The 26,114-nt window shown below is 58.4% G+C and carries 31 protein-coding genes; 14 read left to right on the forward strand and 17 right to left on the reverse strand.

The features are described 5' to 3' along the window. Positions 1–270: adenylyl-sulfate kinase (locus GOW98_RS11185; RefSeq protein WP_170331996.1), on the forward strand; the 270-nt coding region annotated here is incomplete at its 5' end. A 260-nt stretch (positions 271–530) separates the two neighbouring features. Here the strand turns inward: GOW98_RS11185 and GOW98_RS11190 are convergent. The 3 genes from GOW98_RS11190 to GOW98_RS11200 all read right to left on the reverse strand — a co-directional run bounded on the left by GOW98_RS11190 (position 531) and on the right by GOW98_RS11200 (position 2,145). Next, complete coding sequence (locus tag GOW98_RS11190; RefSeq protein ID WP_170331998.1) at positions 531–1,415, reverse strand: PhzF family phenazine biosynthesis protein; 885 nt, start codon at positions 1,413–1,415, stop codon at positions 531–533. Between the two features lie 86 nt (positions 1,416–1,501). After that, the gene (locus GOW98_RS11195) at positions 1,502–1,726 is read right to left on the reverse strand and encodes a DUF1150 family protein (protein ID WP_170332000.1); all 225 of its coding nucleotides are present in this window, start codon (positions 1,724–1,726) and stop codon (positions 1,502–1,504) included. 5 nt (positions 1,727–1,731) lie between these two features. Next, positions 1,732–2,145 (reverse strand): Hsp20 family protein, encoded by a 414-nt coding sequence (locus GOW98_RS11200; RefSeq protein WP_058275530.1) that lies wholly within the window; start codon positions 2,143–2,145, stop codon positions 1,732–1,734. Between the two features lie 164 nt (positions 2,146–2,309). Between GOW98_RS11200 and GOW98_RS11205 the strand changes: the two genes are divergently transcribed. From GOW98_RS11205 to GOW98_RS11215, 3 genes are all read left to right on the forward strand, one after another. Continuing rightward, positions 2,310–2,534 (forward strand): YdcH family protein, encoded by a 225-nt coding sequence (locus GOW98_RS11205; protein WP_170325931.1) that lies wholly within the window; start codon positions 2,310–2,312, stop codon positions 2,532–2,534. Between the two features lie 65 nt (positions 2,535–2,599). Beyond that, positions 2,600–3,088: a 5-(carboxyamino)imidazole ribonucleotide mutase gene (gene purE, locus GOW98_RS11210; RefSeq protein ID WP_170332001.1), complete on the forward strand. Its 489-nt coding sequence runs from the start codon at positions 2,600–2,602 to the stop codon at positions 3,086–3,088. Continuing rightward, positions 3,081–4,148, forward strand: coding sequence for a 5-(carboxyamino)imidazole ribonucleotide synthase (locus tag GOW98_RS11215; protein ID WP_170332003.1), 1,068 nt, complete (start codon positions 3,081–3,083; stop codon positions 4,146–4,148). The genes purE and GOW98_RS11215 overlap by 8 nt, the downstream gene beginning before the upstream one ends. 58 nt (positions 4,149–4,206) lie before the next feature. On the opposite strand, the gene GOW98_RS11220 is transcribed toward GOW98_RS11215, so the two are convergent. The 6 genes from GOW98_RS11220 to GOW98_RS11245 all read right to left on the reverse strand — a co-directional run bounded on the left by GOW98_RS11220 (position 4,207) and on the right by GOW98_RS11245 (position 10,010). Beyond that, the gene (locus GOW98_RS11220; protein ID WP_170332005.1) at positions 4,207–5,358 is read right to left on the reverse strand and encodes an alpha-D-ribose 1-methylphosphonate 5-triphosphate diphosphatase; all 1,152 of its coding nucleotides are present in this window, start codon (positions 5,356–5,358) and stop codon (positions 4,207–4,209) included. Next, the gene (locus GOW98_RS11225) at positions 5,355–6,128 is read right to left on the reverse strand and encodes an alpha/beta fold hydrolase (protein ID WP_170332007.1); all 774 of its coding nucleotides are present in this window, start codon (positions 6,126–6,128) and stop codon (positions 5,355–5,357) included. The genes GOW98_RS11220 and GOW98_RS11225 overlap by 4 nt, the downstream gene beginning before the upstream one ends. Before the next feature lie 38 nt (positions 6,129–6,166). Then, positions 6,167–7,009: a DMT family transporter gene (locus GOW98_RS11230; protein ID WP_170332009.1), complete on the reverse strand. Its 843-nt coding sequence runs from the start codon at positions 7,007–7,009 to the stop codon at positions 6,167–6,169. 190 nt (positions 7,010–7,199) lie between these two features. Further along, complete coding sequence (groL, locus tag GOW98_RS11235; RefSeq protein ID WP_170332011.1) at positions 7,200–8,840, reverse strand: chaperonin GroEL; 1,641 nt, start codon at positions 8,838–8,840, stop codon at positions 7,200–7,202. Between the two features lie 54 nt (positions 8,841–8,894). Continuing rightward, on the reverse strand, positions 8,895–9,182 hold the full coding sequence (groES, locus tag GOW98_RS11240; RefSeq protein WP_039523824.1) for a co-chaperone GroES: 288 nt from the start codon (positions 9,180–9,182) through the stop codon (positions 8,895–8,897). A 153-nt stretch (positions 9,183–9,335) separates the two neighbouring features. Continuing rightward, complete coding sequence (locus tag GOW98_RS11245) at positions 9,336–10,010, reverse strand: DUF2161 domain-containing phosphodiesterase (RefSeq protein ID WP_170332013.1); 675 nt, start codon at positions 10,008–10,010, stop codon at positions 9,336–9,338. Between the two features lie 123 nt (positions 10,011–10,133). Between GOW98_RS11245 and GOW98_RS11250 the strand changes: the two genes are divergently transcribed. The 5 genes from GOW98_RS11250 to GOW98_RS11270 all read left to right on the forward strand — a co-directional run bounded on the left by GOW98_RS11250 (position 10,134) and on the right by GOW98_RS11270 (position 14,875). Further along, on the forward strand, positions 10,134–11,114 hold the full coding sequence (locus GOW98_RS11250; protein WP_170332015.1) for a TraB/GumN family protein: 981 nt from the start codon (positions 10,134–10,136) through the stop codon (positions 11,112–11,114). A 111-nt stretch (positions 11,115–11,225) separates the two neighbouring features. Beyond that, positions 11,226–12,146 (forward strand): manganese-dependent inorganic pyrophosphatase, encoded by a 921-nt coding sequence (locus GOW98_RS11255; protein WP_170332017.1) that lies wholly within the window; start codon positions 11,226–11,228, stop codon positions 12,144–12,146. 127 nt (positions 12,147–12,273) lie between these two features. Continuing rightward, the gene (locus GOW98_RS11260) at positions 12,274–13,350 is read left to right on the forward strand and encodes a DUF389 domain-containing protein (protein WP_170332019.1); all 1,077 of its coding nucleotides are present in this window, start codon (positions 12,274–12,276) and stop codon (positions 13,348–13,350) included. Between the two features lie 105 nt (positions 13,351–13,455). Further along, positions 13,456–14,331 carry an HAD family hydrolase gene (locus GOW98_RS11265; RefSeq protein ID WP_170332021.1) on the forward strand — a complete coding sequence of 292 codons (876 nt, stop codon included), beginning with the start codon at positions 13,456–13,458 and terminating at the stop codon, positions 14,329–14,331. A 100-nt stretch (positions 14,332–14,431) separates the two neighbouring features. Further along, the gene (locus tag GOW98_RS11270) at positions 14,432–14,875 is read left to right on the forward strand and encodes a MaoC family dehydratase (protein WP_170332023.1); all 444 of its coding nucleotides are present in this window, start codon (positions 14,432–14,434) and stop codon (positions 14,873–14,875) included. Between the two features lie 88 nt (positions 14,876–14,963). Here GOW98_RS11270 and GOW98_RS11275 read toward each other — a convergent pair whose 3' ends face one another. After that, positions 14,964–15,953, reverse strand: coding sequence for a methylenetetrahydrofolate reductase (locus GOW98_RS11275; protein WP_170332024.1), 990 nt, complete (start codon positions 15,951–15,953; stop codon positions 14,964–14,966). Next, positions 15,950–16,531: a methylenetetrahydrofolate reductase C-terminal domain-containing protein gene (locus tag GOW98_RS11280; RefSeq protein WP_170332026.1), complete on the reverse strand. Its 582-nt coding sequence runs from the start codon at positions 16,529–16,531 to the stop codon at positions 15,950–15,952. The genes GOW98_RS11275 and GOW98_RS11280 overlap by 4 nt, the downstream gene beginning before the upstream one ends. A 261-nt stretch (positions 16,532–16,792) precedes the next feature. Here GOW98_RS11280 and GOW98_RS11285 point away from each other — a divergent pair, with 261 nt between their 5' ends. From GOW98_RS11285 to GOW98_RS11295, 3 genes are read left to right on the forward strand one after another with little or no spacing between them, the layout of a single operon-like run. Beyond that, the gene (locus GOW98_RS11285) at positions 16,793–17,725 is read left to right on the forward strand and encodes a bifunctional riboflavin kinase/FAD synthetase (RefSeq protein ID WP_170332028.1); all 933 of its coding nucleotides are present in this window, start codon (positions 16,793–16,795) and stop codon (positions 17,723–17,725) included. Beyond that, positions 17,722–18,195, forward strand: coding sequence for a YcgN family cysteine cluster protein (locus GOW98_RS11290; protein WP_170332030.1), 474 nt, complete (start codon positions 17,722–17,724; stop codon positions 18,193–18,195). The genes GOW98_RS11285 and GOW98_RS11290 overlap by 4 nt, the downstream gene beginning before the upstream one ends. After that, positions 18,195–19,229, forward strand: a complete 1,035-nt coding sequence (locus tag GOW98_RS11295; RefSeq protein ID WP_170332032.1) for a threonine aldolase family protein — start codon at positions 18,195–18,197, stop codon at positions 19,227–19,229. Before GOW98_RS11290 ends, GOW98_RS11295 begins: the two co-directional genes overlap by 1 nt. Here GOW98_RS11295 and GOW98_RS11300 read toward each other — a convergent pair. Then, positions 19,226–20,035 carry an alpha/beta fold hydrolase gene (locus GOW98_RS11300; protein WP_170332034.1) on the reverse strand — a complete coding sequence of 270 codons (810 nt, stop codon included), beginning with the start codon at positions 20,033–20,035 and terminating at the stop codon, positions 19,226–19,228. The genes GOW98_RS11295 and GOW98_RS11300 overlap by 4 nt on opposite strands. After that, positions 20,032–20,634 carry a 2-hydroxychromene-2-carboxylate isomerase gene (locus GOW98_RS11305; RefSeq protein WP_170332036.1) on the reverse strand — a complete coding sequence of 201 codons (603 nt, stop codon included), beginning with the start codon at positions 20,632–20,634 and terminating at the stop codon, positions 20,032–20,034. Before GOW98_RS11305 ends, GOW98_RS11300 begins: the two co-directional genes overlap by 4 nt. A gap of 108 nt (positions 20,635–20,742) precedes the next feature. Here GOW98_RS11305 and GOW98_RS11310 point away from each other — a divergent pair, with 108 nt between their 5' ends. Together GOW98_RS11310 and rpiB are read left to right on the forward strand one after the other, a co-directional pair. Beyond that, positions 20,743–21,762 (forward strand): ribose-phosphate pyrophosphokinase, encoded by a 1,020-nt coding sequence (locus GOW98_RS11310; protein WP_170332039.1) that lies wholly within the window; start codon positions 20,743–20,745, stop codon positions 21,760–21,762. Between the two features lie 60 nt (positions 21,763–21,822). Further along, on the forward strand, positions 21,823–22,272 hold the full coding sequence (gene rpiB, locus GOW98_RS11315; protein ID WP_170332040.1) for a ribose 5-phosphate isomerase B: 450 nt from the start codon (positions 21,823–21,825) through the stop codon (positions 22,270–22,272). A gap of 620 nt (positions 22,273–22,892) precedes the next feature. On the opposite strand, the gene GOW98_RS11320 is transcribed toward rpiB, so the two are convergent. The 4 genes from GOW98_RS11320 to GOW98_RS11335 all read right to left on the reverse strand — a co-directional run bounded on the left by GOW98_RS11320 (position 22,893) and on the right by GOW98_RS11335 (position 26,104). Continuing rightward, positions 22,893–23,243, reverse strand: coding sequence for an H-type lectin domain-containing protein (locus GOW98_RS11320; RefSeq protein WP_170332043.1), 351 nt, complete (start codon positions 23,241–23,243; stop codon positions 22,893–22,895). 116 nt (positions 23,244–23,359) lie between these two features. After that, positions 23,360–23,770 (reverse strand): F0F1 ATP synthase subunit epsilon, encoded by a 411-nt coding sequence (locus tag GOW98_RS11325; RefSeq protein WP_170332045.1) that lies wholly within the window; start codon positions 23,768–23,770, stop codon positions 23,360–23,362. 12 nt (positions 23,771–23,782) lie between these two features. After that, positions 23,783–25,207, reverse strand: a complete 1,425-nt coding sequence (gene atpD / locus GOW98_RS11330; RefSeq protein ID WP_170332047.1) for a F0F1 ATP synthase subunit beta — start codon at positions 25,205–25,207, stop codon at positions 23,783–23,785. An 18-nt stretch (positions 25,208–25,225) separates the two neighbouring features. Beyond that, a complete protein-coding gene (locus GOW98_RS11335; protein WP_170332048.1) occupies positions 25,226–26,104 on the reverse strand; it encodes a F0F1 ATP synthase subunit gamma in 879 nt (292 codons plus the stop codon). Positions 26,105–26,114 lie beyond the last annotated feature (10 nt).

The raw sequence follows: 26,114 nt of genomic DNA on the forward strand, positions 1-26,114 counted from the left end.
CGCGCGGTTCGGGAAGAGATCGAACAGTTCGGTGCTTTCTGCGAAGTGCACGTCGCGACCTCGATCGAGGAATGCGAACGCCGCGACCGCAAGGGCCTGTACAAGCTGGCGCGCGAGGGCAAGATCAAAGAGTTCACCGGCATCTCGGACCCCTATGATGTGCCTAAGAACCCTGAACTGAGCGTCGAGACCGAGAATGTCGACGTCGACAACTGTGCCCATCAGGTCCTGCTCAAACTCGAAAGCATGGGCCTGATTGCAGCGTCGTAAACTGGCGCCATAAACATGCTAAAGCCCTCGCATCGCGGGGGCTTTTTCTTTTTTCAAAGCTGAACTCATCCAAGGCGAACAACGAACAGGATGTGGGGTTCTCAGCGTTGTGTTCCTCCCGAATGGGAACCGTGGCAACGTAATGATGCAGAAAACCGAAATCGGAATGCTCTGCAGCCGCATAACCATGTAGACGATGGCTTCCGGATCACCGACTGTCCTGCCGGCCGGTCGGTTGAGGCGTATCTAGAGCCGGATCATCACTCGGCTTCAGACAGATCGACCTGACCGCGCATGAGCACCTTGCCGCAACCCGCAACCTTGATTCCGGTCATCGCATCCATTGGCCCAACACGGGTGACAGTGGCCTGACCGGCCCGCCCCATGTCATGTCCCTGTTCAGCGACGAACGTGTCTTTGGGCATCAACCCATATTTCCACAGATAGGCCGCCATTGCACCGGTGGCCGATCCGGTAAACGGGTCCTCGGGGGGACTGGGCGGTGCCATCAACAGGCGTGAGAACGTGTCGCCCGTATCGGTCGCACCTTTGAGTGTCACAAGGAAAGGTTCGGCCATATCTGATCCCGAAAACCCGGCCTTCTCAGTTATTTTTGGCAGCACGCTGACGTCCAGCTTTGCGGCACGCAGGGCCTCATGATCGCGCAGAACGGTGACGCAGAAGGGTAGTCCGGTAGAGACAAATTGCGGCGGAGAAATGATAGCCTCTTCGGGCAGGCTGATGGCGGCGGCAACCAGATCAGCAGGCACCATCGCACCAAATTGCGGCGCAACCTGCGTCATCTCGATCTCATCGCCGTTCAGGCGGATCGATACGACCCCGGCCCCGGTCTCAAGCGTCAACTCATCGCCCTTAAACAGGTCACGCGACCGCATCGCGGCCACGGTAGCGATTGTGGGGTGCCCGGCAAAGGGAATCTCGCGGCTGGCCAGGAAATAACGCACCCGAATATCTGCCACATCGGACGGTCCCGTAAACGTGCACTCAACCAGAGAAGTTTCGCGCACATAAGCCATGCAGACATCTTCGGAAAGCACGGCACCACCATGCACCACTGCGCACCCGTTGCCGCCAAAAGCGCGGTCGCTGAAGGCGTCTACCCAATCAAAATCAAACCAGCTCATGTGTTGCACCCTTTCGATATGCGAACCGCTACAGGTTCGCATATCTCGCCCGCGGGGCGGTAGATGTCACGTGGAAATCTTGTGGCTTAGTGCACGGCCACCGGTGAATAGTCATGCTCGCGCGCGAGGTTGAAGGCCAGTTTGCGGTCGGCGACCAGCGCCAGTTGCTGACCATCGGAGTCGTGAACGGCGTAAAGCTGATCCAGATCACCCGCCTGTTCGCGCACTTCCCGAGGCAGATCAGCGACGTCGACAGCTTTCACATAGACGATCCTGTCGCCTTCGGCGTTCAGCTCAATCGGTGTATTCATTGCTCTTACCCCTTTCTTATGTTGATCGTTTGCACCACGGTTTCGGGCACGGCGCGGGTCAGATCCACATGCAGCAGACCGTTTTCCATGATCGCCTCGCCCACCTCGACACCATCAGCCAGCACGAACATGCGCTGAAACTGACGCGCCGCAATGCCACGGTGCAGGAAAATACGCCCCTCGCTGTCGTCGCGTTGACGGCCCCGGATCACCAGTTGGCGATCCTCGATGGTGATCGACAGATCCTCTTCCGCGAACCCGGCAACCGCCAGAGTAATGCGGTACGAAAAATCCGAGGTCTGTTCGATGTTATAGGGCGGGTACCCTTCGTTGCCAGCCTTTGCAGACCGTTCCAGAAGGCGTTCCAGCTGCTCGAACCCCAAAAGATGCGGGTATGAGCCAAGAGTAAGTTTCGACACGTATTTTCGTCCTTTTTTGTCAAAGCGACGTGTGGTGCGGCCCCGTTCTGGCAACCGTGTAGAATAGAATATGGGAATATGCAGGGATGTCCACAAGGTCTGGCCGGATAAAGCCTGACACACTATCTTGTGTGTTAAGCACCACAAAAGGCACTGAGTCGCACATGAACGCGCCCACCGATCTTTCGATGAAAACAGACGAGGTTTTGCGGGTTGAACTGGAGGTTTTCCGCCGTCAACACCGTGATCTGGACGAGGCGATCGAGGCGCTGCAAGCCACTGGCACCGCCGATCAGCTGACAATCAAGCGGCTGAAAAAACAGAAACTGCGGCTCAAGGACATCATTCGCCTGATCGAAGATCGTCTGACCCCTGACATCATCGCCTGACGCATTGCCACGAAGTCGGATTTAGCTATAGTGCGCGCTCTCTCAGAAGGCAGGAAAGAAAGCGGATGAGCGACGTAAAAGTGGGGATTATCATGGGCAGCCAATCGGACTGGCCCACGATGAAAGAAGCCGCGAACATTCTGGATGAACTGGGCATTGCGTATGAGAAACGCATCGTCTCGGCGCACCGCACACCCGACCGTTTGTGGGACTATGGTAAGACCGCCGTTTCGCGCGGTCTGCATGTAATCATTGCCGGGGCCGGAGGGGCTGCGCATTTGCCGGGTATGATGGCCTCGAAAACCCGTGTGCCGGTGATTGGAGTTCCGGTTCAGACGCGAGCACTTTCTGGTGTAGACTCACTGTATTCCATCGTTCAGATGCCGAAAGGATTTCCCGTTGCAACCATGGCGATTGGTTCAGCAGGTGGTGCGAATGCGGGTCTGATGGCTGCCGGGATTCTGGCCTTGCAAGACGATGCTCTGGCGCAACGCTTGGACGCGTGGCGTGAGGCTCTGTCGGCCTCGATCCCCGAGGAGCCCGTCGATGAGTGACATGCTGCAACCCGGCGCAAAGATCGGAATTCTGGGCGGTGGCCAGTTGGGCCGGATGCTGTCCGTGGCCGCAGCTCGTCTGGGATTTGTAACCCATATCTTTGAACCCTCCGCCAACCCGCCCGCCGGTCAGGTGTCCGACCGGGTGACTACTGCGGCCTATGACGATGCGGACGCCTTGCGCGCCTTTGCCGAGTCCGTCGACGTCATCACCTATGAGTTCGAGAACATCCCGACCGAGGCGCTGGATCTGCTGGAATCCCACTGCCCGATCCGGCCGGGACGCGAGGCATTGCGGGTCAGTCAGGACCGGCTGACCGAGAAGAACTTTCTGCAGGGGCTAGGCCTGCAAACCGCGCCTTTTGCCGATATCACCGATCTGGACAGCCTGAAAGCGGCGATTGAGCAGATTGGCACGCCCGCCATCTTGAAGACCCGTCGGTTCGGCTATGACGGTAAGGGGCAAGCGCGGTTGCGTGGGCCTGAGGACGCCGAGGCAGCTCTGACTGATATGGCGGGCGCGCCGTCGATCCTGGAAGGGTTCGTGGAATTCAGCCACGAGGTTTCGATCATCGCCGCCCGTGGGCTGGACGGTCAGGTTGCCTGTTTCGACCCCGGCGAGAACGTGCACCGCGACGGTATCCTGCACACAACGACAGTTCCAGCACGGCTACGTCCGGCACAACGTACGGATGCGGTGCTGCTGGCAGCTAATATCCTGAACGCGCTGGACTATGTGGGAGTTATGGGTGTTGAGCTATTCGTCACGCCCACCGGTCTGATCGTGAACGAGATTGCGCCTCGGGTGCATAACTCGGGTCATTGGACGCAGAACGGCTGTGCGGTGGACCAATTCGAACAACATATCCGCGCCGTGGCTGGATGGCCTCTGGGAGACGGGCAACGGCATTCGGATGTGGTCATGGAGAACCTGATCGGCGACGACATGGATCGCGTCCCCGAACTGGCGCAGGAGCGCGACGTGGCGCTGCATCTTTATGGTAAGGTAGAGGTTAAGGCCGGTCGCAAGATGGGTCATTTCAACCGCATCTCGCGCTAAGATATCGCGCGGACGCGCGATGCCTCAGGCAGGAGTCTTTGGGAAAAGATGAAGCGGGTTAGCGGACGAACCGGTCCGCGATGTCTCCGGCCATGTAGCTGACCCGACCTGCTGCCAGAGTGGCGGCAACGCGGTGGGTTTCGGAATCCAGAATGACCAGATCGGCGCGCTGGCCCGGGGTCAGCGTCCCACGGTCCTGCAGTCCCAGCACACGTGCAGGCCCCGAGGACACCAGCGCCCACGCCTCTGCCATATCGACCAACCCGGACTTGGCCAACATCAACGCGGCCCGTCTGGGGCTGGGGTAGTGATAGTCCGAGGCCAGTGCGTCGCAATACCCCATCGTGATCAGGTCCAGCGCACTGACATTGCCCTTGTGCGAGCCCCCACGCACCACGTTGGGCGAGCCCAAAATTATGTAGTCTCCGCAGGCACTCGCGGCTTCGGCAGCCTCAAGCGTTTCGGGGAATTCGGCGATTTGTGCCCCGCGTGCACGCCATTCGGCACGGGTTTGTGCGGTGGCATCGTCATGGCTACCCATACGCACGCCCTGCTTGGCGAGATGCGCACACAGCGCGTCCAGTGCCGCAGGCACCTCGGTCCGGCGGTCATGCATGGACAACAACAGTTCAAAGTGTTTCTCCGGGTTGCGCCCAGCCTTGAGCGCCTGCCCGGTCAGGCGTGGCGGCTTGCGCCGCTCTGCCAAGCGGTCATGCGGCAAGTGGTCGTTGAACACTATATAGGGCACCTGCCATTCGGCAATCCGCTCGGGCAAGCCCGCAAAATCGTCCAGCATATGCGTCTCAAACCGCAGCTGCGGCATCAGGTCGGTCACGACGCGATCCTTGACCCTGGCAATCGCATCAAACACCTGCCCCGCGAATTCGGGGCCACGTACCCCACCCTCCCAACTGTGGAACTGAGCCAGCACGGCGGTGGTGATGCCATTCGCGGCCAGCTCGGCCTCGACCGAGAGGATACCCTCATCCATCTGCTTCATCGCCCCACGACGCGGCGCTATATGGCGTTCGAACCCGTCGCCATGCAGGTCGATAATACCTGGCAAAACGACATACCCTGACAAATCGACCTGACGTCCAGCGTGATCCGACAGGATGACGCCATCTGCGAAAGAAAGGTCCTCATGCACAAGGCCCCGCTCCGGCAGGAGCACCTCTGCGCCGATCAGGGTCAGATTCAGCGCAGTCATTGAGAAAGCTCCGACTCGGGCTCCGAGCAATCCTGCCCGATACAGATTTCGTCGATGATACTCATAACCCCGTCCAGCCAAGTGATTTGGGGATCAAACTGTCCATATTCGATGAAATGCAACGCCTGCGCCATCACGCGGGGATTGTTCATCATAAAGGTGTGGGTCACCGGCAGGACGATGTGGTCCTTCATCCCCTCGACCTTTGTCGTCTCGATCGAAACCTTGCCGTCATCCCGACCATCGATCAGTGACGAAAACACCGGGTTCAACGAGTTCTCGCCTGCAATCACACCCAGCTCGAAATCCACCGGAGGCAATTGACGTGGAATGCCTTCGGGACCGGTCCCCAGCGCCAGCCCGGCGGGTCCGTGCAACATACCGAACACCTCCCAGGCGCCTAGTTCATCGACCAACTGGCTCCCCTGATTGGGCGGGCCAAGCATGACCACACGGCCCAGGTTTTCCGGATGGTGGTCCTGCAACCAATAGCGCAGCAGGATGCCGCCCATCGAATGCGCCACCACATTTACGGTGTCATCACCGCAGCCTGCGAACGCGTCCGGCAAAGTCTGATTGGCCAGTTCAGGGATCGGCAAATCCGTTGAAGGATATCCGGGTCGCACCACGGTGTAGCCATGCGCCTGAAAAAGCTGCTCCATAACGGTGAACGACGCCTCGGTCCGCGCAAGCCCGTGCAACAACACCACGCATTTCGCGTGAACCGCGGCGGGGACGAGGAACAGAAACAAGGCGAGCAGGTATCTCATAGCCGCCAGATAAGACCTAAGCGCAGGTGATGAAACCCCTAGCGTGGTTTCAGGCGCAGGACGGCCAGCGCGATGCCGCCCAGAACCAACGCTGCACCCATAACAAGACGCAGGCTGGCGGTTTCGCTAAGCAAGAGAACGCCACCTAGAATGGCAATGATTGGAACACTTAATTGCACCACAGCCGCTGTAGTAGGCGCAAGCTGCGGCAGGACGCGATACCAGAGCGCATAACCCATCCCCGACGTTACACCGCCAGAGATGGCAGCCAGCAAATAGCCCGAAGCGTTCATCTGCCAGTCTCCTCCGTTGATCAAAAGCGCCAGTGCCGTGACCGGCAGCGCGACGATGAAGTTGGCCGCTGTACCCGCCAAGGCGTCTGGTTCAGACCGCCCAACCAGTGAATAGATTGCCCAACCGATACCGGCAGCCGTCATCAGCACCGCACCTACAAGGTCGACCTGTATCGCATCGGACGGCCAGAGCACATAGGTCAGCCCGGCCAGCGCAATTGCAGCACCGGCAATCTGGCGGGCGGTTGGGATGCTCCCTGTCATGGAGGTCACCGCAAACATGGTGATCTGCACCACGCCGAACAGGATCAATGCCCCCAGTCCGGCATCCAAGGTCAGATAAGCCAGCGAGAACCCGATCATGTACAGCGACAGTGCCCCTGCCCCCGCAATCCTGCGCCGATTGCGGAGCGGCAGGCGCCCGGCCCTCGTCCAGACCAGAGCAGCCAGCACTACAGCCCCGGCCAGAACACGAACAACCGCGAACTCGGCGGGATCGCTGGCGCCGCTATCGATTGCCAGACGGTTCAAGATCGAATTCGCCGCAAAGGCGCACATGGTCAGAGCGGTGAGGAGGAACAGTCTCATATCAACCGCATAGCGGTTTCCCGAAGACTTGGACACTCACATTCCCGCGCGGCACGTGAAACACAAAAAAACGGGGCCTCCCGAAGGTGACCCCGTTCATATTTTAGTGGCATTTCCCTGTCGGCAGCCTGGCCTTGCGGCCAATCGCCTGTCGGGGCCGTCAGAATTCGCCGAGGCGAATTCGACGTGCTTACATCATGCCGCCCATGCCGCCCATGTCGGGCATGCCGCCTGCAGCAGGTGCATCTTTCTGCGGCTTGTCGGCAACCATTGCTTCGGTGGTGACCAACAGACCAGCAACCGATGCCGCATCTTCCAGAGCGGTACGGACAACTTTGGCCGGGTCGATCACGCCGAACGAGAACATGTCGCCATATTCTTCAGTCTGCGCGTTGAAGCCGAATGCTGCGTCCGAGGATTCACGAACTTTGCCAGCAACAACCGCACCGTCGACACCTGCGTTCTCAGCGATCTGGCGCAGAGGCGATTCAATTGCCTTACGCACGATGTTGATACCTGCATTCTGGTCAGCGTTTGCGCCTTCCAGAGCGTCCAGTGCTTTACCGGCCTGAACCAGAGCAACACCACCGCCAACGACAACGCCTTCCTGAACGGCTGCGCGCGTTGCGTTCAGAGCATCGTCCACACGGTCCTTACGCTCTTTTACTTCCACTTCGGTCATGCCGCCGACACGGATAACAGCAACACCGCCTGCCAGTTTGGCAACGCGCTCTTGCAGCTTCTCACGGTCGTAGTCCGACGAGGTTTCTTCGATCTGAGTGCGGATCTGAGCAACACGTGCTTCGATCTCGGCTTTCTCGCCAGCACCGTCAACGATGGTGGTTTCGTCTTTGGTGATTTCGATTTTCTTGGCGGTGCCCAGCATGTCCATGGTCACGGACTCGAGCTTCATGCCCAGATCTTCCGAGATCACCTGACCGCCGGTCAGGATTGCGATGTCCTGCAGCATGGCTTTGCGACGATCGCCGAAGCCCGGTGCTTTGACAGCAGCAATTTTCAGGCCGCCGCGCAGTTTGTTGACAACCAGAGTTGCCAGCGCTTCGCCTTCAACATCCTCAGCGATGATCAGCAGCGGCTTTTGCGACTGGATCACCTGTTCCAGCAGCGGAACCATCGGCTGCAGCGAGGACAGTTTCTTTTCGTGCAGCAGGATCATGCAGTCGTCGAGCTCTGCGATCATCTTGTCTGCGTTGGTGACGAAGTAAGGCGACAGGTAGCCACGGTCGAACTGCATACCTTCGACAACATCGGTCTCGGTTTCCAGACCTTTGTTTTCTTCGACGGTGATAACGCCTTCGTTGCCGACCTTCTGCATCGCGTCTGCGATCTGCTGGCCGATTTCGGCTTCGCCGTTGGCCGAGATGGTGCCAACCTGAGCAACTTCTGCCGAGTCTTTGACTTCGCGCGAGGCGTCTTTGATGCCTTCAACAACCTTGGCAGTTGCCAGGTCGATGCCGCGCTTCAGGTCCATCGGGTTCAGGCCAGCTGCAACCTGCTTAAGACCTTCGCGAACGATTGCCTGTGCCAGAACGGTTGCGGTGGTGGTGCCGTCACCGGCTTCGTCATTGGTGCGGCTGGCGACTTCTTTCACCATCTGCGCGCCCATGTTTTCGAACTTGTCTTCCAGTTCGATTTCCTTGGCAACCGAAACACCGTCTTTGGTGATGCGCGGTGCGCCGAAGGATTTGTCCAGAACCACGTTGCGGCCTTTGGGGCCCAGGGTCACTTTAACAGCATCGGCCAGGATGTTCACACCTGCCAGCATGCGGTTACGGGCATCGGTGTCGAACTTGACGTCCTTTGCAGCCATGTCGTTTCTCCTTGAGAAAATAAATTGGAATGAAGATCAGAGAAAGCGCGTGGCTTACTCGATGATCCCCATGATGTCGCTTTCTTTCATCATCAGCAGCTCTTCGCCGTTGACCTGAACCTCGGTGCCCGACCATTTGCCGAACAGGATCTTGTCGCCAGCTTTTACAGCCATTGCGATCAGTTCGCCGCTGTCCTTGCGTGCGCCTTCGCCGGTTGCAACGACTTCGCCTTCGCTGGGCTTTTCTTTTGCGCTGTCAGGAATGATCAGGCCGCCTGCGGTTTTCTCTTCGCTTTCGGTACGGCGAACCAGCACGCGGTCATGAAGCGGTTTCAATGCCATCTTTGCAGCTCCTTGGGCTCAAAGTTTGTTTATCCTCCCCTCACCGGACGGTGAGGCGTTAGCACTCGGAGTGTGTGAGTGATAACGACGAATAGCTAGGGGGTCGGAAACCCCGAGTCAACAAGCTGTGATGGATTTTTTTGGCAATTAACCTCAGTCGGCGTTTTCCCAGCTGTAGGCCCAGTGTTTCAGACCTTCGCTGCCTGCGTCCGACAGCGCGTAAACACCTTTGTCGATCTTGTCGAACCAGCCATAGTGGTTTTCCCGCATCAGGCGGGTGGCCGTGGGCACTCCGGTCGCTTTTGCCACCTCGGCCCCCTTGGTCGCGCCGCATTCAGCCAGATGCGCCGCGCATTTCAAAGCGTCCTGCCGGTAGGCCGTGACAATACCGTGCCGGGTGGCGCCACCAGCATTGGGGTCGCCTTCCAACCGGTCGAATTCACGCAGCAGCCGCACTGCCTTGGCCTTGTTCTTGCGCGGCGCATAGGGACCGGGATCGCACTGTACCTCGACCGCGCCATCGGCCCGCACGGTGATCAGCCCCAGGCCCAGACGACGACACAGGGCGAGATTGTCCTTGAGCGCCCGCCGGGCCGTGCGCCCTTTGGGTTTGCAAACCCCGATATAAACCTGATCAGTCACCTTCAGCCGCGTGATCGCCTGATGGAAAAGCGCCAGAGAAAACCGGAGCTTCAGCTCCACGATCACCGGGTCATCGCCATCCCGCACGGCGACGATATCGGCGGCGCCGACCTCGCCTTTGACGGTATAGCCCTGACGCTCCAGCAACGCCTTGATGGGGGGATAGAGATCCTGCTCGCGGTCCATGGCCACATGCTAGGCAAAATGCCACAGAATGCCAGAGGCCGCGCACGACCCTCTGATCCGCCTTGCACACCGCCAGCCACCGGGGCAAGTTTCAGGCAAAGATCTCATCACTGGATTGTACACATGCGCCTGTTCCTGCTTCTGATCTCTCTGCTCTTTCCTTTGACGGTTCAGGCCGCTTGTGAGGGGCATGATCTGTGGGAGGATTTTACCCCCGAAATGCGAGCAGAGTTGAATCAGGCCCTGGTCGACTTGCCGTTTCCGGAAGGCAACCATTGGATCGCCACCAAAGGTGACACTGTATTGCACTTGATCGGGACCATGCACCTGAACGACCCACGCATGGACGCAATTGTCGAACGCCTGACACCGACGCTCAGCCAGGCCGACGCTTTTTACTTTGAGGTTACCCAGGACGAAATGAACGCTTGGGAACAAAAACTAGCCGCGGACCCGAGCCCGGTGTTGATCACGTCCGGCCCCACCTTGATTGATTTGCTGCCCGAAGAGGCCTGGACAACCCTGTCTTCTGCATTGGCCGAGCGCGGCATACCCGGCTGGATGGGCGCGAAAATGCGTCCCTGGTTCGTCGGAATGATGTTGGCCATGCCCGCGTGTTTGGTTCAGGAGCCGGAGGCCAGTCACGGGATGGATGCGCGTCTGACCGACTTGGCCAACGAACACGGCATACCGCAGCATTCGCTGGAGAGCATCGATGACCTGATGGCTATGTTCGACTTCTATCCTATCGAAGAACAGGCACAATCGCTGGCGCGGATGGCCAATGCCTATGAAAACGGCGACGATCAGTTGGCGACCATGACGAACGCCTATTTCAGTGAAAAACACGGACAGGCTCTCGAACTGGGCCGCATTATGGCGCTTGAATTTTCAGGCATGTCGCCCGAAGAGTTTGACGAGGAATGGGGTGCCTTCGAGCAAAAACTGCTTGTCGAACGGAACAACAACTGGATGTCGCATCTCCTGAGCATTCAGGACCAGACCGCAGTAATCGCCACCGGAGCCGGGCACCTGAGCGGCAAACACGGCCTGCTGAACCAGCTGCAGCAAGCCGGATATTCCCTGACCCGCGGGCCGTTCTGACCTGAAACCAGCAAAATCCAGACCAACCGTCGCAGCGTAAACTCTGCCGGGTGACAAGTCCTGCGGACCGCCCTATAAGGCGCGCAAATTTATCATCCTCAGGACGCTGACATGACAACTCTTGTATTTGGCCATAAATCCCCCGACACCGATTCCACAGGCTCGCCGATCCTTTGGTCGTGGTACCTGAACGAAGTCAAAGGTGAACAGGCCGAGCCCGTTCTGTTGGGCGAACCCAACACCGAAGCCGCGTTCATGCTGCAGCGCTGGGACCTGCCCAAGCCGCGCATCATCGACGATGTCGAAGCAGACGCGCCTGTTGTCATCGTTGACACCAACAACCCGGCCGAGCTGCCCGCCAGCATCAACAGCGCCGACATTCGCGCCATCATCGACCACCACAAGCTGGTCGGCGGCCTGGAAACCAAAGGCCCGATCGACATCACCGTGCGCCCGCTGGCCTGCACCGCAACCATCATGGTTGACCTGATGGGCGACGACGCGGTCAAAATGCCCGAAGCCATCAAAGGCGCGGCGCTGACCTGTATTCTGTCGGACACGCTGGAATTCCGCTCGCCCACAACCACCGCGCATGACCGTGACGTGGCCGAGAAACTGGCCGCTGAACTGGGGCTGGACGTCTCGGCCTATGCCGCCGACATGTTCGCGGCGAAATCGGATGTATCGTCCTTCTCGGACGCCGAACTGATCCGCATGGACAGCAAGGAATACGAAGTGGACGGCACCAAGTTCCGCGTCTCGGTTCTGGAAACCACTGCACCCGGCGTCGTGCTTGACCGTAAGGCAAGTCTGGCGGGCTCGATGGTGGACGTTGCCAAGGAAGACGGCGTCGATCAGGTTCTGCTGTTCGTCGTCGACATTCTGAACGAAGAAGCCACCTTGCTGGTAACGAACGATCTGGTCAAAGGCGTGGCCGAGAAAAGCTTTGGCGCGTCGGTTGACGGCGACGCGGTTGTTCTTCCGGGTATCATGAGCCGCAAAAAGCAGATCATTCCGAACCTCAAGGTCTGATCTTCGGAACAATTGGTTTTAAAGGCGCCCTATGAGGGCGCCTTTTTTCATTGCACTGAAGGATTTGCGTGAAACGTTTCCGTTGCTACTCTGGCCCTAAGAATGGGTACCGGACCAGATCCAACGTATGAGTAAGCGCAAGTTCAGCACAACACGCAGCATCCTGCGGTTCGAAGGCCAGGATAAATCAGCCTATTGGCGCCGCTTTGCCATGTTGCTGACCCTGTCCGTGGTAATCGCCACGATGGGCATGTTGCGCAATTCCGGCGCAGTGGTAATCGCCGCAATGTTGGTGGCGCCGCTGATGACCCCCATTCTTGGCGTGGCGGCAGCAATGGTCATGGGATGGCTGGGGCGGGCGCTCTACCTCGCATTGATCGTTTGCGGTGCAGCCGTACTATGCGTCCTGCTGGCCTGGTTTCTGGTCTATGTCGCCGACGTCCCGCGCGGCATCCTGATCCCTGATCAGGTTCTGGCCCGGACTGACCCCGGAACCGAGGATCTGATCGTGGCCTTGGCTGCAGGTGTCGCCGGCGCATATGTTCAGATCAACAGATCCGAAGCCAGCTTGCTGCCCGGCGCGGCCATTGGTGTGTCACTGGTGCCGCCTTTGTCAGCCTCGGGTGTACTGATGTATTTCGGAGAACCGGCAGAAGCCTATGAAGCCGTTTTGTTGTTTGCCACAAACCTGGGCGCGATTATCCTGTCCGCCTGCGCGGTCTATATCGTGTACGCGGCCCGCTCGGTGGTTTTCAGTAAAGGTCGGCGCAAGCTGAACTTCACTGCCAGCGTAGTGATAACATTAGCCTTCTTGGCCTTTGTCGTCCTACAGTTGGGCAAATCCACGTATAACCGGTACCTCGAAACACGGACCGAGGCACAACTGGCACAAACCATCCGCAACTGGGCCGATCCGGTCTCAGTCGAAATCATCCGCATTGACGTAAACGCCAAAAGCAAACACGCCGACATCTGGTTGATTGTCGACCTACCGATCGAGGCCGCCTACAAAGTGTCCTCGGTTGTAGGACTATTACCTGAGAGCCTGCGAGAGAAACCTCTGGTTGACGTCTTACGCAAGGAACTGGGTCCGGGCTATTTGGTCGTTGTGCGCTTTCAAAACAGAATTGGCGCGCAGATCATATTGGGCACAGACACCGTCCAGCAAGCACCGGACGTAGAGAAAGTGACCGAAGAAAACTGAGAGAAACGAGCCTATTTCTCCGGCGATTGATATTGCGGGATGGTCAAACTGCACCAGCTTTGCAATAGCTGACTCAACCTTGTTTTAACTCCCCCGAGGCTTTTCATGACCCAGATCATCCACGCCCTGACCGAAATCTCCGACCGCTACAAAGCGCTTTTTGTCGACCTTTGGGGCTGCGTTCACAACGGTATCACCGCCTACCCCGAAGCCGTTGCCGCCCTTCAAGCCTACCGTGCGAAAGGCGGGATTGTGGTGCTTGTGACGAACTCTCCGAAACCCCGCGCTGGTGTGGCTGAGCAGCTGGCACAATTCAACGTGCCCGCGGATGCTTATGACACCATCGCTACCAGCGGTGACTCGGCGCGCTCGGCGATGTTTCGGGGCGCGGTGGGCGAAAAGGTTTACTTCATGGGGGAATGGCAACGCGATGCCGGATTCTTTGAACCGCTGAAACTGCTGCACCACCCCATCCACATCGAACGTGTCCCACTGGATGAGGCCGAAGGCATCGTCTGCTGCGGTCCCTTCGATCCGATGGCGGATCCGTCGGTCAACCGCCCGGATTTCCTCTATGCCAAGCAAAAGGGCATGAAGCTGCTATGTGCCAACCCCGATATCGTGGTTGACCGCGGCGAGGTGCGGGAATGGTGTGCTGGGGCACTGGCCAAACTTTATACTGAGATGGGCGGCGAGAGCCTTTATTTCGGCAAGCCGCATCCGCCGATCTACGATCTGGCCCGCCGCCGGTTACAGGAACTGGGCCATGACATCCCCGATGGCGACATTCTGGTGATCGGAGACGGCCCCCATACAGACATTCTTGGCGGCATGGGAGAGGGGATTGATTCTCTGTTTATTTCGGGCGGATTGGCTGCGGCTGAAACAAAAACGTCGCACCATCCGCACCACGAATCCCTAACCTATTATATTGCAAGGGAAAATATCAATCCCACCTATACAATCGGTCGCTTGAGATAGTCAGAAAAGACTTGATTTTCTGCAGTTGCGAAGTAATAAAGTTGCCGAACAGGGGTGACTTTGATTGTTTTGTTGCCCTACGGATTCAAGTGAGGGCGACATGTTGGACAATCTTCCGCGCGGCACGATCTGTATTGAAGACATCGAAATGGGTATGACCCGTTACCTGCGTAAGGTGGTGACGGACGAAGACATCGAGATGTTCGCACAGGTCTCCACGGACCGGAATCCGGTGCATCTGGATGACGATTACGCGCGCGATACGATCTTCGAAGGCCGCATCGCGCACGGGATGCTGACCGCTGGTCTGATCTCGGCCGTGATCGGAGAACAACTGCCAGGTCACGGCACGGTCTATATGGGCCAATCGCTGAAATTCCTTGCCCCGGTCCGCCCGGGCGACATGGTCTATGCCGAGGTCAAGGTGGTCGACATCGACTTTTCCAAGCGTCGCGTCAAACTGGACTGCCACTGTTCGGTCGATGGTAAGAAAGTACTGATTGGCGAAGCCATGGTGCTGGCCCCGTCGCGCAAATTTGACTGATCGCCCCACCAACCCGTGTAAAAAGGCGCCCAACAGGCGCCTTTTTTGTCTTCAGGACCTCGCCAACTGACCGCGTAATGTGAAGCCGTCAGGATCGACGAACTCGCTTGCGTCCTTTTAGTACGCCGGATTCCAGAATGATCTCTGACACCACGTGTTCACGCCTGTAGGCCATCACGTGAACCCCCGAAACCCCAGCGATATCCTGGATTTGCTGGATCAGTTCGATACAGATCTTTTTACCCTCCGCACCGGGCTTTTCCGCTTTTTCCATCCGGTCGATGACCTGATCCGGTATGTGAATGCCGGGCACATTGCTGCGCATCCAACGTGCCGCGCGTGCCGATGCGATGGGACCGACACCCGCTATAATGAAAACTTTCTTGTCTAGACCGGCATCCCGTACCCGCGCCATGAATTTCTCGAACAGTGGAATGTCGTAGATATAGTTGGTCTGAATATACTCAGCCCCGGCCTCAACCTTCTTTGCCAAACGATCCGGACGCCAGTCATAGGGCGGTATGCAAGGATTTTCCGCCGCTCCCAGAAACAGTTGAGGGGGGCGTGTGATTTTACGGCCAGACAGAAACGTTCCCTGATCGCGCATCGTGCGTATTGTGCGCAACAAGGTCAGGGAGTCGAAGTCGAAAACCGGCTTTGCCCCCGGCTGATCCCCTACGCCGACACCGTCACCAGTCAGGCATAGAACGTTGCTTACCCCCAATGCAGCGGCACCCAATACATCACCCTGAATTGCAATCCGATTCCGGTCCCTACAGGAAATCTGATAGACCGGCGAATACCCTGCACGCGTCAGCAGCGCACAGATCCCGATTGAAGACATGTGGCAGTTGGCGCCGGAAGCATCGGTTGCATTTATCGCGTCAGCGACCTCACCAAGCGGCTGAGCGGCCTGAAAAACATCCTCGGGATCGGCACTGTCGGGCGGGTTCAACTCTGCCGTCACTGCAAAACGGCCAGAGCGTAGCACTCTCTCCAATCGGCTGTGCGACACATACCCTTCGGGGACGGGAACATAGCCAGTTGGCTCGACCTCGCTGCGATGGGCATCGCTCATTTCTTCAGCTCCCGGTTCACCGCGTTGGGTGGCTCGGCGGCCAGAGGTGCCGCAGAAGGTTCATTCTCTCGTGCTTCGGGAAACGCCTGCGCCAGTGTCATTCGCGCGGCGTCTCGGGCGTCACGCTCCTGAGCAGCGATCTCGCGGCTGACCCGCAACCAGGACGACGAGCCCCGTAACGTGTGTTCCACTGGTGGCAGGACTTCTTTAATCTTGTCGCCACCATGGCGCATTCGGCTTGCTCCATCCCAGGCCAGCGCCCAAACACATTTCATGTCAGGCTTTACCTCGCAGAACTCACCGGGGCGCACGCCGCCACACGGACCATTGCGCAACTGTTTTGGGCAATTCATCGGGCAAGACATACCGGTGGACGACAGCACGCATTGTCCACACATCTTGCAGTCAAACAGCAGGGTCTTCACACCTTTTTCGACCAGCGCTATCGGGCGTTCGACACGGTTGTAGCCGATCTTTGCAAATAGCGGGTCCATGGCGACCATGCCGCGTTCGACGCATTTGTAAATCCACTCGAACGTGCGGGCATGGCGAATCGCGAACAGTCGCAATCGATACATGGGTCTGCCTCCTGTGCTGGGCTCGTTCGAGCCTGGCCGGGCTTCGATCCGGTTTACAGTAAATTCTATGGATCGGGCATTCAGTCTACACACAGGTTTTTTTTGGAATCAAGAAGTTGTCCATCCGCTGCACGATAAACTTGGGACAGCCTCCAGCGTTATCCGGGCTACTGTTAAGTTTTGGGCAATTTCGTCCGGTCTCGCTCGCTAAAATCAAACTGCCGCTTGAACAAATTGACTCGCAACGCTACGCACTCGCCTATGCGCATCATCCGGGATTTTCAGTTTATCGAGCCTCAGGACCGCGGCGCCAGCGTGGCGATCGGGAATTTTGACGGCGTCCATATCGGGCATCAGTCGGTGATCGAACTGGCGCGCAATGCCGCTCCGGACGCCCCGTTGGGAGTGCTGACCTTCGAGCCGCACCCACGCGAGTACTTCGCACCCGACACCCCGCCCTTTCGCCTGATGCGCGGCAATGCCCGCGCACACCGGTTGGAGAAGCTGGGCGTGCGGAAGCTATATGAACTCCCCTTCAACGCGGCTCTGTCCGGTTTGACGCCAGAAGAATTCGCGCGCGGTGTAATCTGCGATGGATTGAGCCTGTCACATGTGGTTGTCGGGGCCGATTTCTGTTTCGGCAAGGGCCGCAGTGGCACGGCGGATGACATGGTTCGCTTTGGGCAAGACATGGGTTTCGGTGTCACCATTGCCCCACTAATGGAGCGATCCGAAAACATCGTTTCCTCTACTGCGATCCGCACAGCCCTAACCGAAGGCCGCCCAAGTGATGCAGCCGAAATGCTGGGCCACTGGCACCGGATCGAAGGCGAAGTGATCGGCGGTGAGCAACGTGGTCGCGAATTGGGTTTTCCCACAGCCAACATGTCAATCGAAGGGCTACATCCACCGAAATTCGGCGTCTACGCCGTTTTGGTTGATGTGCTGGACGGCCCCAATCAAGGCAGCTATCACGGCGCAGCTTCGATAGGCACCCGGCCTATGTTCAACGGCGAAGTCCCCAATATCGAAACCTTCCTGTTCGATTTCTCGGGCGACCTGTATGGCGCGACCCTGTCGGTCGGGCTGGTTGAATTCTTGCGCCCCGAGATGAAATTTGACGGGCTGGACGGGCTGATCAACCAGATGAATGCCGACTGCGACAAGGCCCGTGGAATTCTGGCGGCGTTATGACCACCGACCCCATTGATCGAAACGGCCTGAGTCCCCGGTTCTGGGAACGCAAACCGCTGACCAAAATGAACCAGCGTGAGTGGGAGGCGTTGTGCGACGGCTGCGGCAAGTGCTGCCTAAACAAGCTGGAGGACGAAGATACCGGCGAGGTCGCCCTGACCTGCGTGGCCTGTCGCCTGCTGGATGATGAGACCTGCCGTTGCACGCAGTACGACATCCGCCACCAGTTCGTGCCGGAATGCATCGTGATGAAGCCCGACAACATAGACGACCACGCTTATTGGCTGCCGCAAACCTGCGCCTATCGTCTGCTGTGGGAAGGCAAGCCTCTTTACGACTGGCACCCGTTGATATCTGGTACGCCCAACAGCGTGCACGCCGCCGGAATGTCGGTCCAGGGCCGCACGGTGTCCGAGTTCGAAACACCGCTTGAAGAGTGGGAAGACTATATCATTGAGGAGCCCAGCTGATGTATTTTGCCTCTGACAATTCCGGGCCGGTTCATCCGCAGGTTATGGCTGCTTTGAACGCGGCCAATGAAGGCTATCAGATGGCCTATGGTGCAGACACGCTGATGAACGAGGTGCGCGATCGCATTCGCGGCATCTTTGAAGCTCCGGGCGCGGCGGTCTATCTGGTGGCCACAGGCACGGCGGCGAATTCGCTGGCACTGGCGACGCTGGCAAACCCTTGGGACACGATTTTTTGTTCACCCGTGGCGCATATCCATGAGGATGAGTGTAACGCGCCGGAGTTCTACACTGGGGCCAAGCTAACGCTGGTGCCGGGCGCAGACAAAATGACACCCGAAGCCTTACGCGTGGCCATTCAGGCTGAAGAGACGCGCGGCGTGCACGGCCCCCAACGCGGCCCGGTATCGATCACACAGGTCACGGAACGTGGGTCGGTCTATTCGCTGGCCGAATTGCAGGCGCTGTGTGGCGTGGCCAAGGAATACGGCCTGCCGGTCCATCTGGACGGTGCGCGGTTTACCAACGCACTGGTTGCGCTGAACTGCTCTCCGGCCGAGATGACTTGGAAAGCGGGCGTGGACGCGGTCAGTTTTGGCGGCACCAAGAACGGGCTGATGGGGGTCGAGGCTGTTGTCTTCTTCGACGAATCCAAGGCCTGGGAATTCGAACTTCGCCGTAAGCGTGGGGCGCATCTGTTTTCCAAACACCGCTATCTGTCGGCGCAAATGGCGGCATATCTGCAGGATGACTTGTGGCTGAAACTGGCGCGTCAGGCCAATGACAACTGCGCCCGACTGACCGAGGGGTTGCGCGCCAAGGGGGCCTCGTTCCTGCATGAACCGCAGGCGAATATGATCTTCGCCCAATTCTCGCGGGCGCGGCACAAACAGCTGCACGAAGCCGGTGCCGTTTATCACCTGTGGGGAGCTGAGCTGAATGGGGTCGATGACGCGGAGATTCTCGCTTGCCGACTGGTCTGCGACTGGTCGATTAGCGCCGAGGAGATCGACCGGTTCCTCGCCCTGCTTTAACGGTCGCGGGCGTTCTGCCAGAACTGCTGCACCAGTCGCGCCGTATCTTGCGGATGTGAAATCGGCACCATATGCCCTGCGCCCTCGACCAAGGCGCAGGATGCGTTAGGCAGCCGTCGCTGCAGCCCCTGACCTATCGCAGGCATCACCGGATGCGTCTTTGATCCGCTGAGGATCAGAACCGGCATGGTCGCACGGTCCAGAACGCCGGGGTTCAATAAACCTTTCTGATCCTGAAACAGGACGTCTTCGACCGCGGTTACAACGTGCACGCCCCGCACCATCGCCGCGCGCGTACGCTCGGGCAGGTCCGGCCAGCGGGGGCTGTCATCGGAGCTCCACATCCTGTTAAACAGGCGCGCGGCCAGCGCCAAGTCTCCGGCGGCCAGAGCATCCGTGTAGGGCTGCGCCTCGTGGTCATGTTTCGCCACCAGATCAGGCACGTCCTGTTTTGCGACGGCAAAGAAAACAGGCTCGATCAGCACTGCGCTACGGATCAGGTCGGGATGCTCGACCGCAAGGCGCAGCGCGATCATGCCGCCAAAGGAATGGCCAATCACGTCCATCGGCTCGGTTAATTGCGCGGCAGCAGTTGCCGTCGTGAGGTCGAAATAATCCCCCTCCCCATCCCAATCCGGGCTGCGGCCATGCGACAGCATATCGGGGGCGATCAGGGTCGCCTCACCCTCCAACGCTGCTGCCAGACCAGACCACGCGCCGGAATGCGCAATGGTGCAGTGCAGGGCCAGCACCTTGCGCGCGCCCTGCCCTAGGGTTCTGACATGAACCGGCAACTGGTCCTTCACCCTTTCATCTCGCTCAGGTGCCGGTCCAGATCGTCCAGCCGATCTTGTCCCCAGAACCTTTGGTCATCCTCGGTGATATAGAAAGGCGCGCCAAAGACCCCACGATCCACCGCCTCTTCCAGATTGGCGGCATAGGTTTCGGCCCCCACCAACAGGCCACTGTCAGCGAGGTTCGGATCAAACCCGGCCTGAGACAGACACGCGCGGATCACGTCATCCTGCGCGATGTCCTTTTCCTCGGACCAGCAGGCGCGCAGGAAGGATTGAACAAGCTTGCCCACATCACCCGAGCCATCCTTGACTGCCGCGATCACTGCATAAGAGGACGGCGCCATGTTCGTCGGCCAATGCGCCGGTTGCATATTGAACGCAATCCCCAGATTTCTTGACTGCCGCTGCAATTCCTGCGCCCGATATTCAACGCGCGAGATATGACGATCCTTTGGTGGTGTTCCCCCGGTGCGCGCGAACAGTGCCATGATATCCAGCGGTTTGTAGTTGATCGTCGCGTCATGCTTGGCCGCGATCTCTTCCAGCCGCGCGCCAGCCAAATATGTGAATGGCGAAATTGTCGCAAAATAGTAGTCAATGGTGGCCATGTTCACTTTCTCCGCTGCGTTATCTTTGCTGGACGGTAAGGCCATGCTAAGCGGTGTCAACATCACGAATCTGTCACATTTGCCATTGCTGCCCGGGGACCTCAGCCGATGCCGACACTCCACGAACCCAAGCTAATCGCTGGGAACGCCAACCTTCCGCTTGCCGAATCCATTGCACGCCGCATGAGCCTGTATCGCGGAGTCGATCAGGGTCTGGTCGATGCACGGGTCGAGCGGTTCAATGACGGTGAAATCTTCGTCGAAGTGTTCGAAAACGTCCGGGGCGAGGATATGTTCATCGTCCAACCGACCTCGAACCCGGCCAATGACAACCTGATGGAGCTGTTGATCATCGCCGACGCGCTGCGCCGTTCGTCCGCTCAGCGCATCACCGCCGTCATCCCCTATTTCGGCTATGCCCGTCAGGACCGCCGCACCAAGGCCCGCACGCCAATCAGCGCCAAGCTGGTGGCCAACATGCTGACCGGCGCAGGGATTGAGCGGGTTCTGACCATGGACCTGCACGCAGCCCAGATTCAGGGGTTCTTTGATATTCCGGTGGACAACCTTTACGCCTCGCCGATCTTTGCGCTGGATGTGAAAAACCAGTTCAAGGATAATCTGGACGAGATCATGGTGGTCTCACCAGACGTTGGTGGTGTAGCCCGCGCGCGCGAGTTGGCCAAGCGGATCAACGCCCCCCTGTCGATCGTGGACAAGCGCCGCGAAAAGGCCGGCGAAGTGGCCGAGATGACCGTGATCGGTGACGTCAAAGACAAGATTTGCCTGATCGTGGACGACATGTGCGACACCGCCGGTACATTGTGCAAAGCGGCGCAGGTGCTGCTGGATAACGGCGCGAAAGAGGTGCACTCCTACATTACTCACGGCGTCATGAGCGGCCCTGCGGTCGAGCGTGTGACCAACTCGGTGATGAAGTCGCTGGTACTGACCGACACGATCCAACCCACCAAAGAGATCGCAAAAGCGAAGAACATCCGCATCGTGCCGACCGCGCCGATCTTTACCCAGGCAATCCTGAACATCTGGAACGGCACAAGCGTGTCATCTCTGTTCGAGGATAAGACCCTGACCCCGATCTACGAATCCATGTATCACATGGACTGACTGAGACGGGCGGTCCGACAGCCGCCCTTTTTTGTCAATAAAACAAGACAGGACGTTCCCGTGACAGCCTCAAAACGTATTGTACTTTCCAGCGACCACGCAGCCATTGAACTGCGCCAAGCCGTCGCCAACCACATCGCAGCCCAAGGCTGGGACGTGGTCGATATAGGACCGACCACCCCGGAAAGCACACATTACCCCAAACATGGTAAAGCCGCAGCACAGGCCGTAGCCTCGGGGGATTGTGAGCTGGGGATCATCCTGTGCGGCACCGGACAGGGCATCATGATGGCGGCCAACAAAGTTCCCGGCATCCGCTGTGGCGTCTGCTCGGACGCGTTCTCAGCCCGGATGATCCGTCAGCACAACAACGCCAACATGCTGTCCATCGGCGCCCGTGTGGTTGGCGAAGGTCAAGCGCTGGACATCGTCGATGCGTTTCTGGGGGCCGAGTTCGAAGGCGGACGTCACGCGACGCGGGTAGACATGATCGAAGGTAACAACGGCTGAGGTTGCTCGCCTCCGGGCTCGCAACAGTAATAGCCAGACCTGAAACAGGTCTGGCTTTTCAGTTTGAGCCACCCAGTTCTATTAGACCCTGTTATCCCTGAACCACCTTGGTAGGCGTCTAAAGGTCAGCGGGATGAGAAACCCAAAGAACCCAAAGGGCTTGGCATCTGCTATCGAACCAGCAAAGTCATCCTCGGACAGCTCACACCACACGATCTCACGAATACCAGTCTAGCGTGTGCACGAGACGGCCTGTCTTACAGCCGCTTCCGCCTGCTCAAAATCGTCTACGGCAAACCCGAAACTGACTTCATCCGCCCTGATTTCAGCGCCTTCCCATTCTTCCAGATTTTGCTGCTTCCAAAGCATTCTCGATATGCTCCATCGCGGCGTTTCTGAACTCCAACGCATAGGCGCTGAATGTGCTGCGACCAGTAAAATATGGAATGTCAGCTATGCTGTTGATAATCTAAATACTCTTGTCGGGCATGCCTTAAATCCATTCTTTCAATATGTTTCGGCAATGAGGCGTTTTTACGGAGGCCTAAGGCGAACGCCATCAAACGGTAAAATTGCAGGCTGCTATTGCAAGGTCATTTCCAAGCAAAGGCCGTCTGCCCTCAGGAAATATCCCAATCATCCTCATGAGGGACCTCTCCGATGGCGGTCCACGCAGCCCGTATCCGGGCGATGCGGGTGTCGGACCAGGTCCGGAACACAGCAGTAAAGCCCTCAGGTGAAATATCCTCGGCCGTCACTTCGGCACGCAGCGCCGAGGACGTGTCCACATCCCAGAGCGACACGCCAATCTGAACCACCGGCACAGATCGGAATGACTGGTTGAAAATGATCGGTTTTCGCCTTTCGCGCGGACCCTCGCCCGTCCACATCTCGCCGCCATCGGCAAATTCGGAAAACAACACTGCTTCACCTTGGTCGATGCCAATTGGGTGGGTTCGAAAAGTCTTCATTTCATCGTCTTTGTCATTGAATTCCCAGACCTTATCTCGGGGTTTCGGCAAAATCACGACAAAAAAACGGCCCTGTGGGAACAGGGCCGCTTTCGACATTCTGAATGCAGTGAACCTTACAGGCTCATATGCGTTCCAAGGGCTTCCATATCGGCCAGCAGCTTGGCGGCGTCGTCGACGATGCTCTGATCGTCTCCGTTCTTTGCCACTTCGTGCGAGGCGCGGGCCTCGGCGATCAGGTCGTCCAAATGCGACCGGGTCACCTCGGTCACCGGAATGGCTTTTTCGGCCAGAACCGACAGACCGTCGCCGTTGATCTGAGCAAACCCGCCGGTGACCAGATATTCGCTGGACCCTTCGGGTGAGTCGACCTTCAGGATGCCCGGGCGCAGCGTGGTAATGGTGGGGGCATGATCGGGCATCGCCGTCATGTCCCCGTCCGCGCCGGGAATCTGGACCGCCGTCACCGCAAGCGAAGCTAGGCTCCGCTCGGGGCTGACGAGGTCGAATTGCATCGTGTTTGCCATCAGGGATACTCCTTAGGCGGCTTCTGCGGCCATCTTTTCCGCTTTGGCGATCACTTCTTCGATGCCGCCAACCATCAGGAAGGCCGCTTCGGGAAGGTGATCGTATTCGCCGGCCACAACGGCCTTGAACGACGAGATGGTGACATCCAGAGGAACCTGAACACCCGGCGAACCGGTGAAGACCTGAGCCACGTCGAACGGCTGCGACATGAAGCGTTCGATCTTACGGGCACGGGCCACGGTCAGTTTGTCCTCTTCCGACAGTTCGTCCATACCAAGGATGGCGATGATGTCTTGCAGCGACTTGTAGCGCTGGAGGATCTGCTGAACGTCGGTCGCAACTTTGTAGTGCTCTTCACCAACGATGGCCGGGTCGAGAAGACGCGAGGTCGAGTCGAGCGGGTCAACCGCAGGGTAGATACCCTTTTCCGAGATCGCACGGTTAAGAACGGTGGTCGCGTCCAGGTGAGCAAACGAGGTCGCCGGCGCAGGGTCGGTAAGGTCGTCCGCAGGCACGTAGATCGCCTGAACCGAGGTGATCGAGCCCGACTTGGTCGAGGTGATGCGTTCCTGCAGGGCGCCCATGTCGGTCGCCAGTGTTGGCTGATAGCCCACCGCCGAAGGAATACGACCCAGCAGAGCCGAAACCTCGGAACCCGCCTGCGTGAAGCGGAAGATGTTGTCGACGAAGAACAGAACGTCGGTACCGGACTGGTCGCGGAACTGCTCGGCCAGGGTCAGACCGGTCAGAGCAACACGTGCACGTGCTCCCGGAGGTTCGTTCATCTGACCGTAAACCAGGGCCACCTGCGATTCCGACAGGTTGTCCGGCTTAATAACGTTCGATTCGATCATCTCGTGGTAAAGGTCGTTCCCTTCACGGGTCCGTTCACCAACACCGGCGAACACCGAGAAGCCCGAGTGCACTTTTGCGATGTTGTTGATCAGCTCCATGATCAGAACGGTTTTACCCACGCCGGCGCCGCCGAACAGGCCGATCTTACCGCCTTTGGCGTAAGGAGCCAGCAGGTCAACAACCTTGATGCCGGTGACCAGGATTTCCGACTCGGTCGACTGTTCGTCGAACTCGGGTGCGGGCTGGTGGATCGCGCGGGCTTCAGTTGCCTCAACCGGGCCTTTTTCGTCGATCGGCTCGCCGACAACGTTCAGGATGCGGCCCAGAGTTGCGTTGCCAACCGGAACCGAGATCGGGGCGCCGGTGTCGGTAACCGCTTCGCCACGGACCAGGCCTTCGGTCGCGTCCATCGCGATGGTGCGGACAGTGTTTTCACCCAGGTGCTGAGCAACTTCCAACACCAGGCGCTTGCCGTTGTTGGTGGTTTCCAGCGCGTTCAGAATTTCAGGCAGCTGATCTTCGAAGTGCACGTCGACGACGGCCCCGATGATCTGTGTGACTTTGCCTTTTGCATTCGCCATGTTTCGTCTCCGGTTTTCTTACAGCGCTTCGGCGCCGGAAATAATTTCAATCAGCTCGTTGGTGATCACGGCCTGACGCGAGCGGTTGAACTGGATCGTCAGCTTATCGATCATCTCACCCGCGTTGCGTGTCGCGTTGTCCATTGCGGACATCCGTGCACCCTGTTCAGACGCCCCGTTTTCGAGCAGAGCCGAGAAGATCGCGGTCGCAACCCCCTTGGGCAACAGGTCGGCCAGAATGGCCTCTTCGCTGGGCTCGTAATCGAATACCGCACCGCTGTCGTCACTCGTCGCTTCGTCTTCGAACGAGGCGGGAATGATCTGCTGTGCCGTCGGGATCTGGGTCACAACGTTGACGAACTTCGAGTAGAAGATCGTGGCAACGTCGAACTCGCCCCCGTCAAAGCGGGACAGGATGTCCTTCGCGATGTCCTGCGCGTTGGTGTAGCCAATGCGTTTGATTTCGCTCAGGTCGACATGTCCGACGAACATGTCGCCAAAATCACGCTTCAGCGCGTCGCGGCCTTTCTTGCCAACGGTCAGAACCTTGACCGTCTTGCCTTTCAGGCGCAGCTCTTCCGCTTTGACACGGGCCAGCTTGGCGATGTTCGAGTTGAAGCCGCCACACAGGCCGCGTTCAGCTGTCATCACAACCAGCAGATGGACATCATCACTGCCCGTACCACGGAGCAGCTTGGGGGCGCTGTCGCTGCCCCCGACCGACGCCGCCAGCCCCGCCATCACGGCATTGAACCGCTCGGCATAGGGACGCGAGGCTTCGGCAGATTCCTGGGCGCGGCGCAGTTTTGCTGCCGCGACCATCTGCATGGCCTTGGTGATCTTGCGGGTCGATTTGACCGACTCGATCCTGTTTTTAAGGTCCTTAAGATTTGGCATATGCCCGCCT

Source organism: Ruegeria arenilitoris (assembly GCF_013032445.1).
GTDB classification, from domain to species: domain Bacteria; phylum Pseudomonadota; class Alphaproteobacteria; order Rhodobacterales; family Rhodobacteraceae; genus Ruegeria; species Ruegeria arenilitoris_F.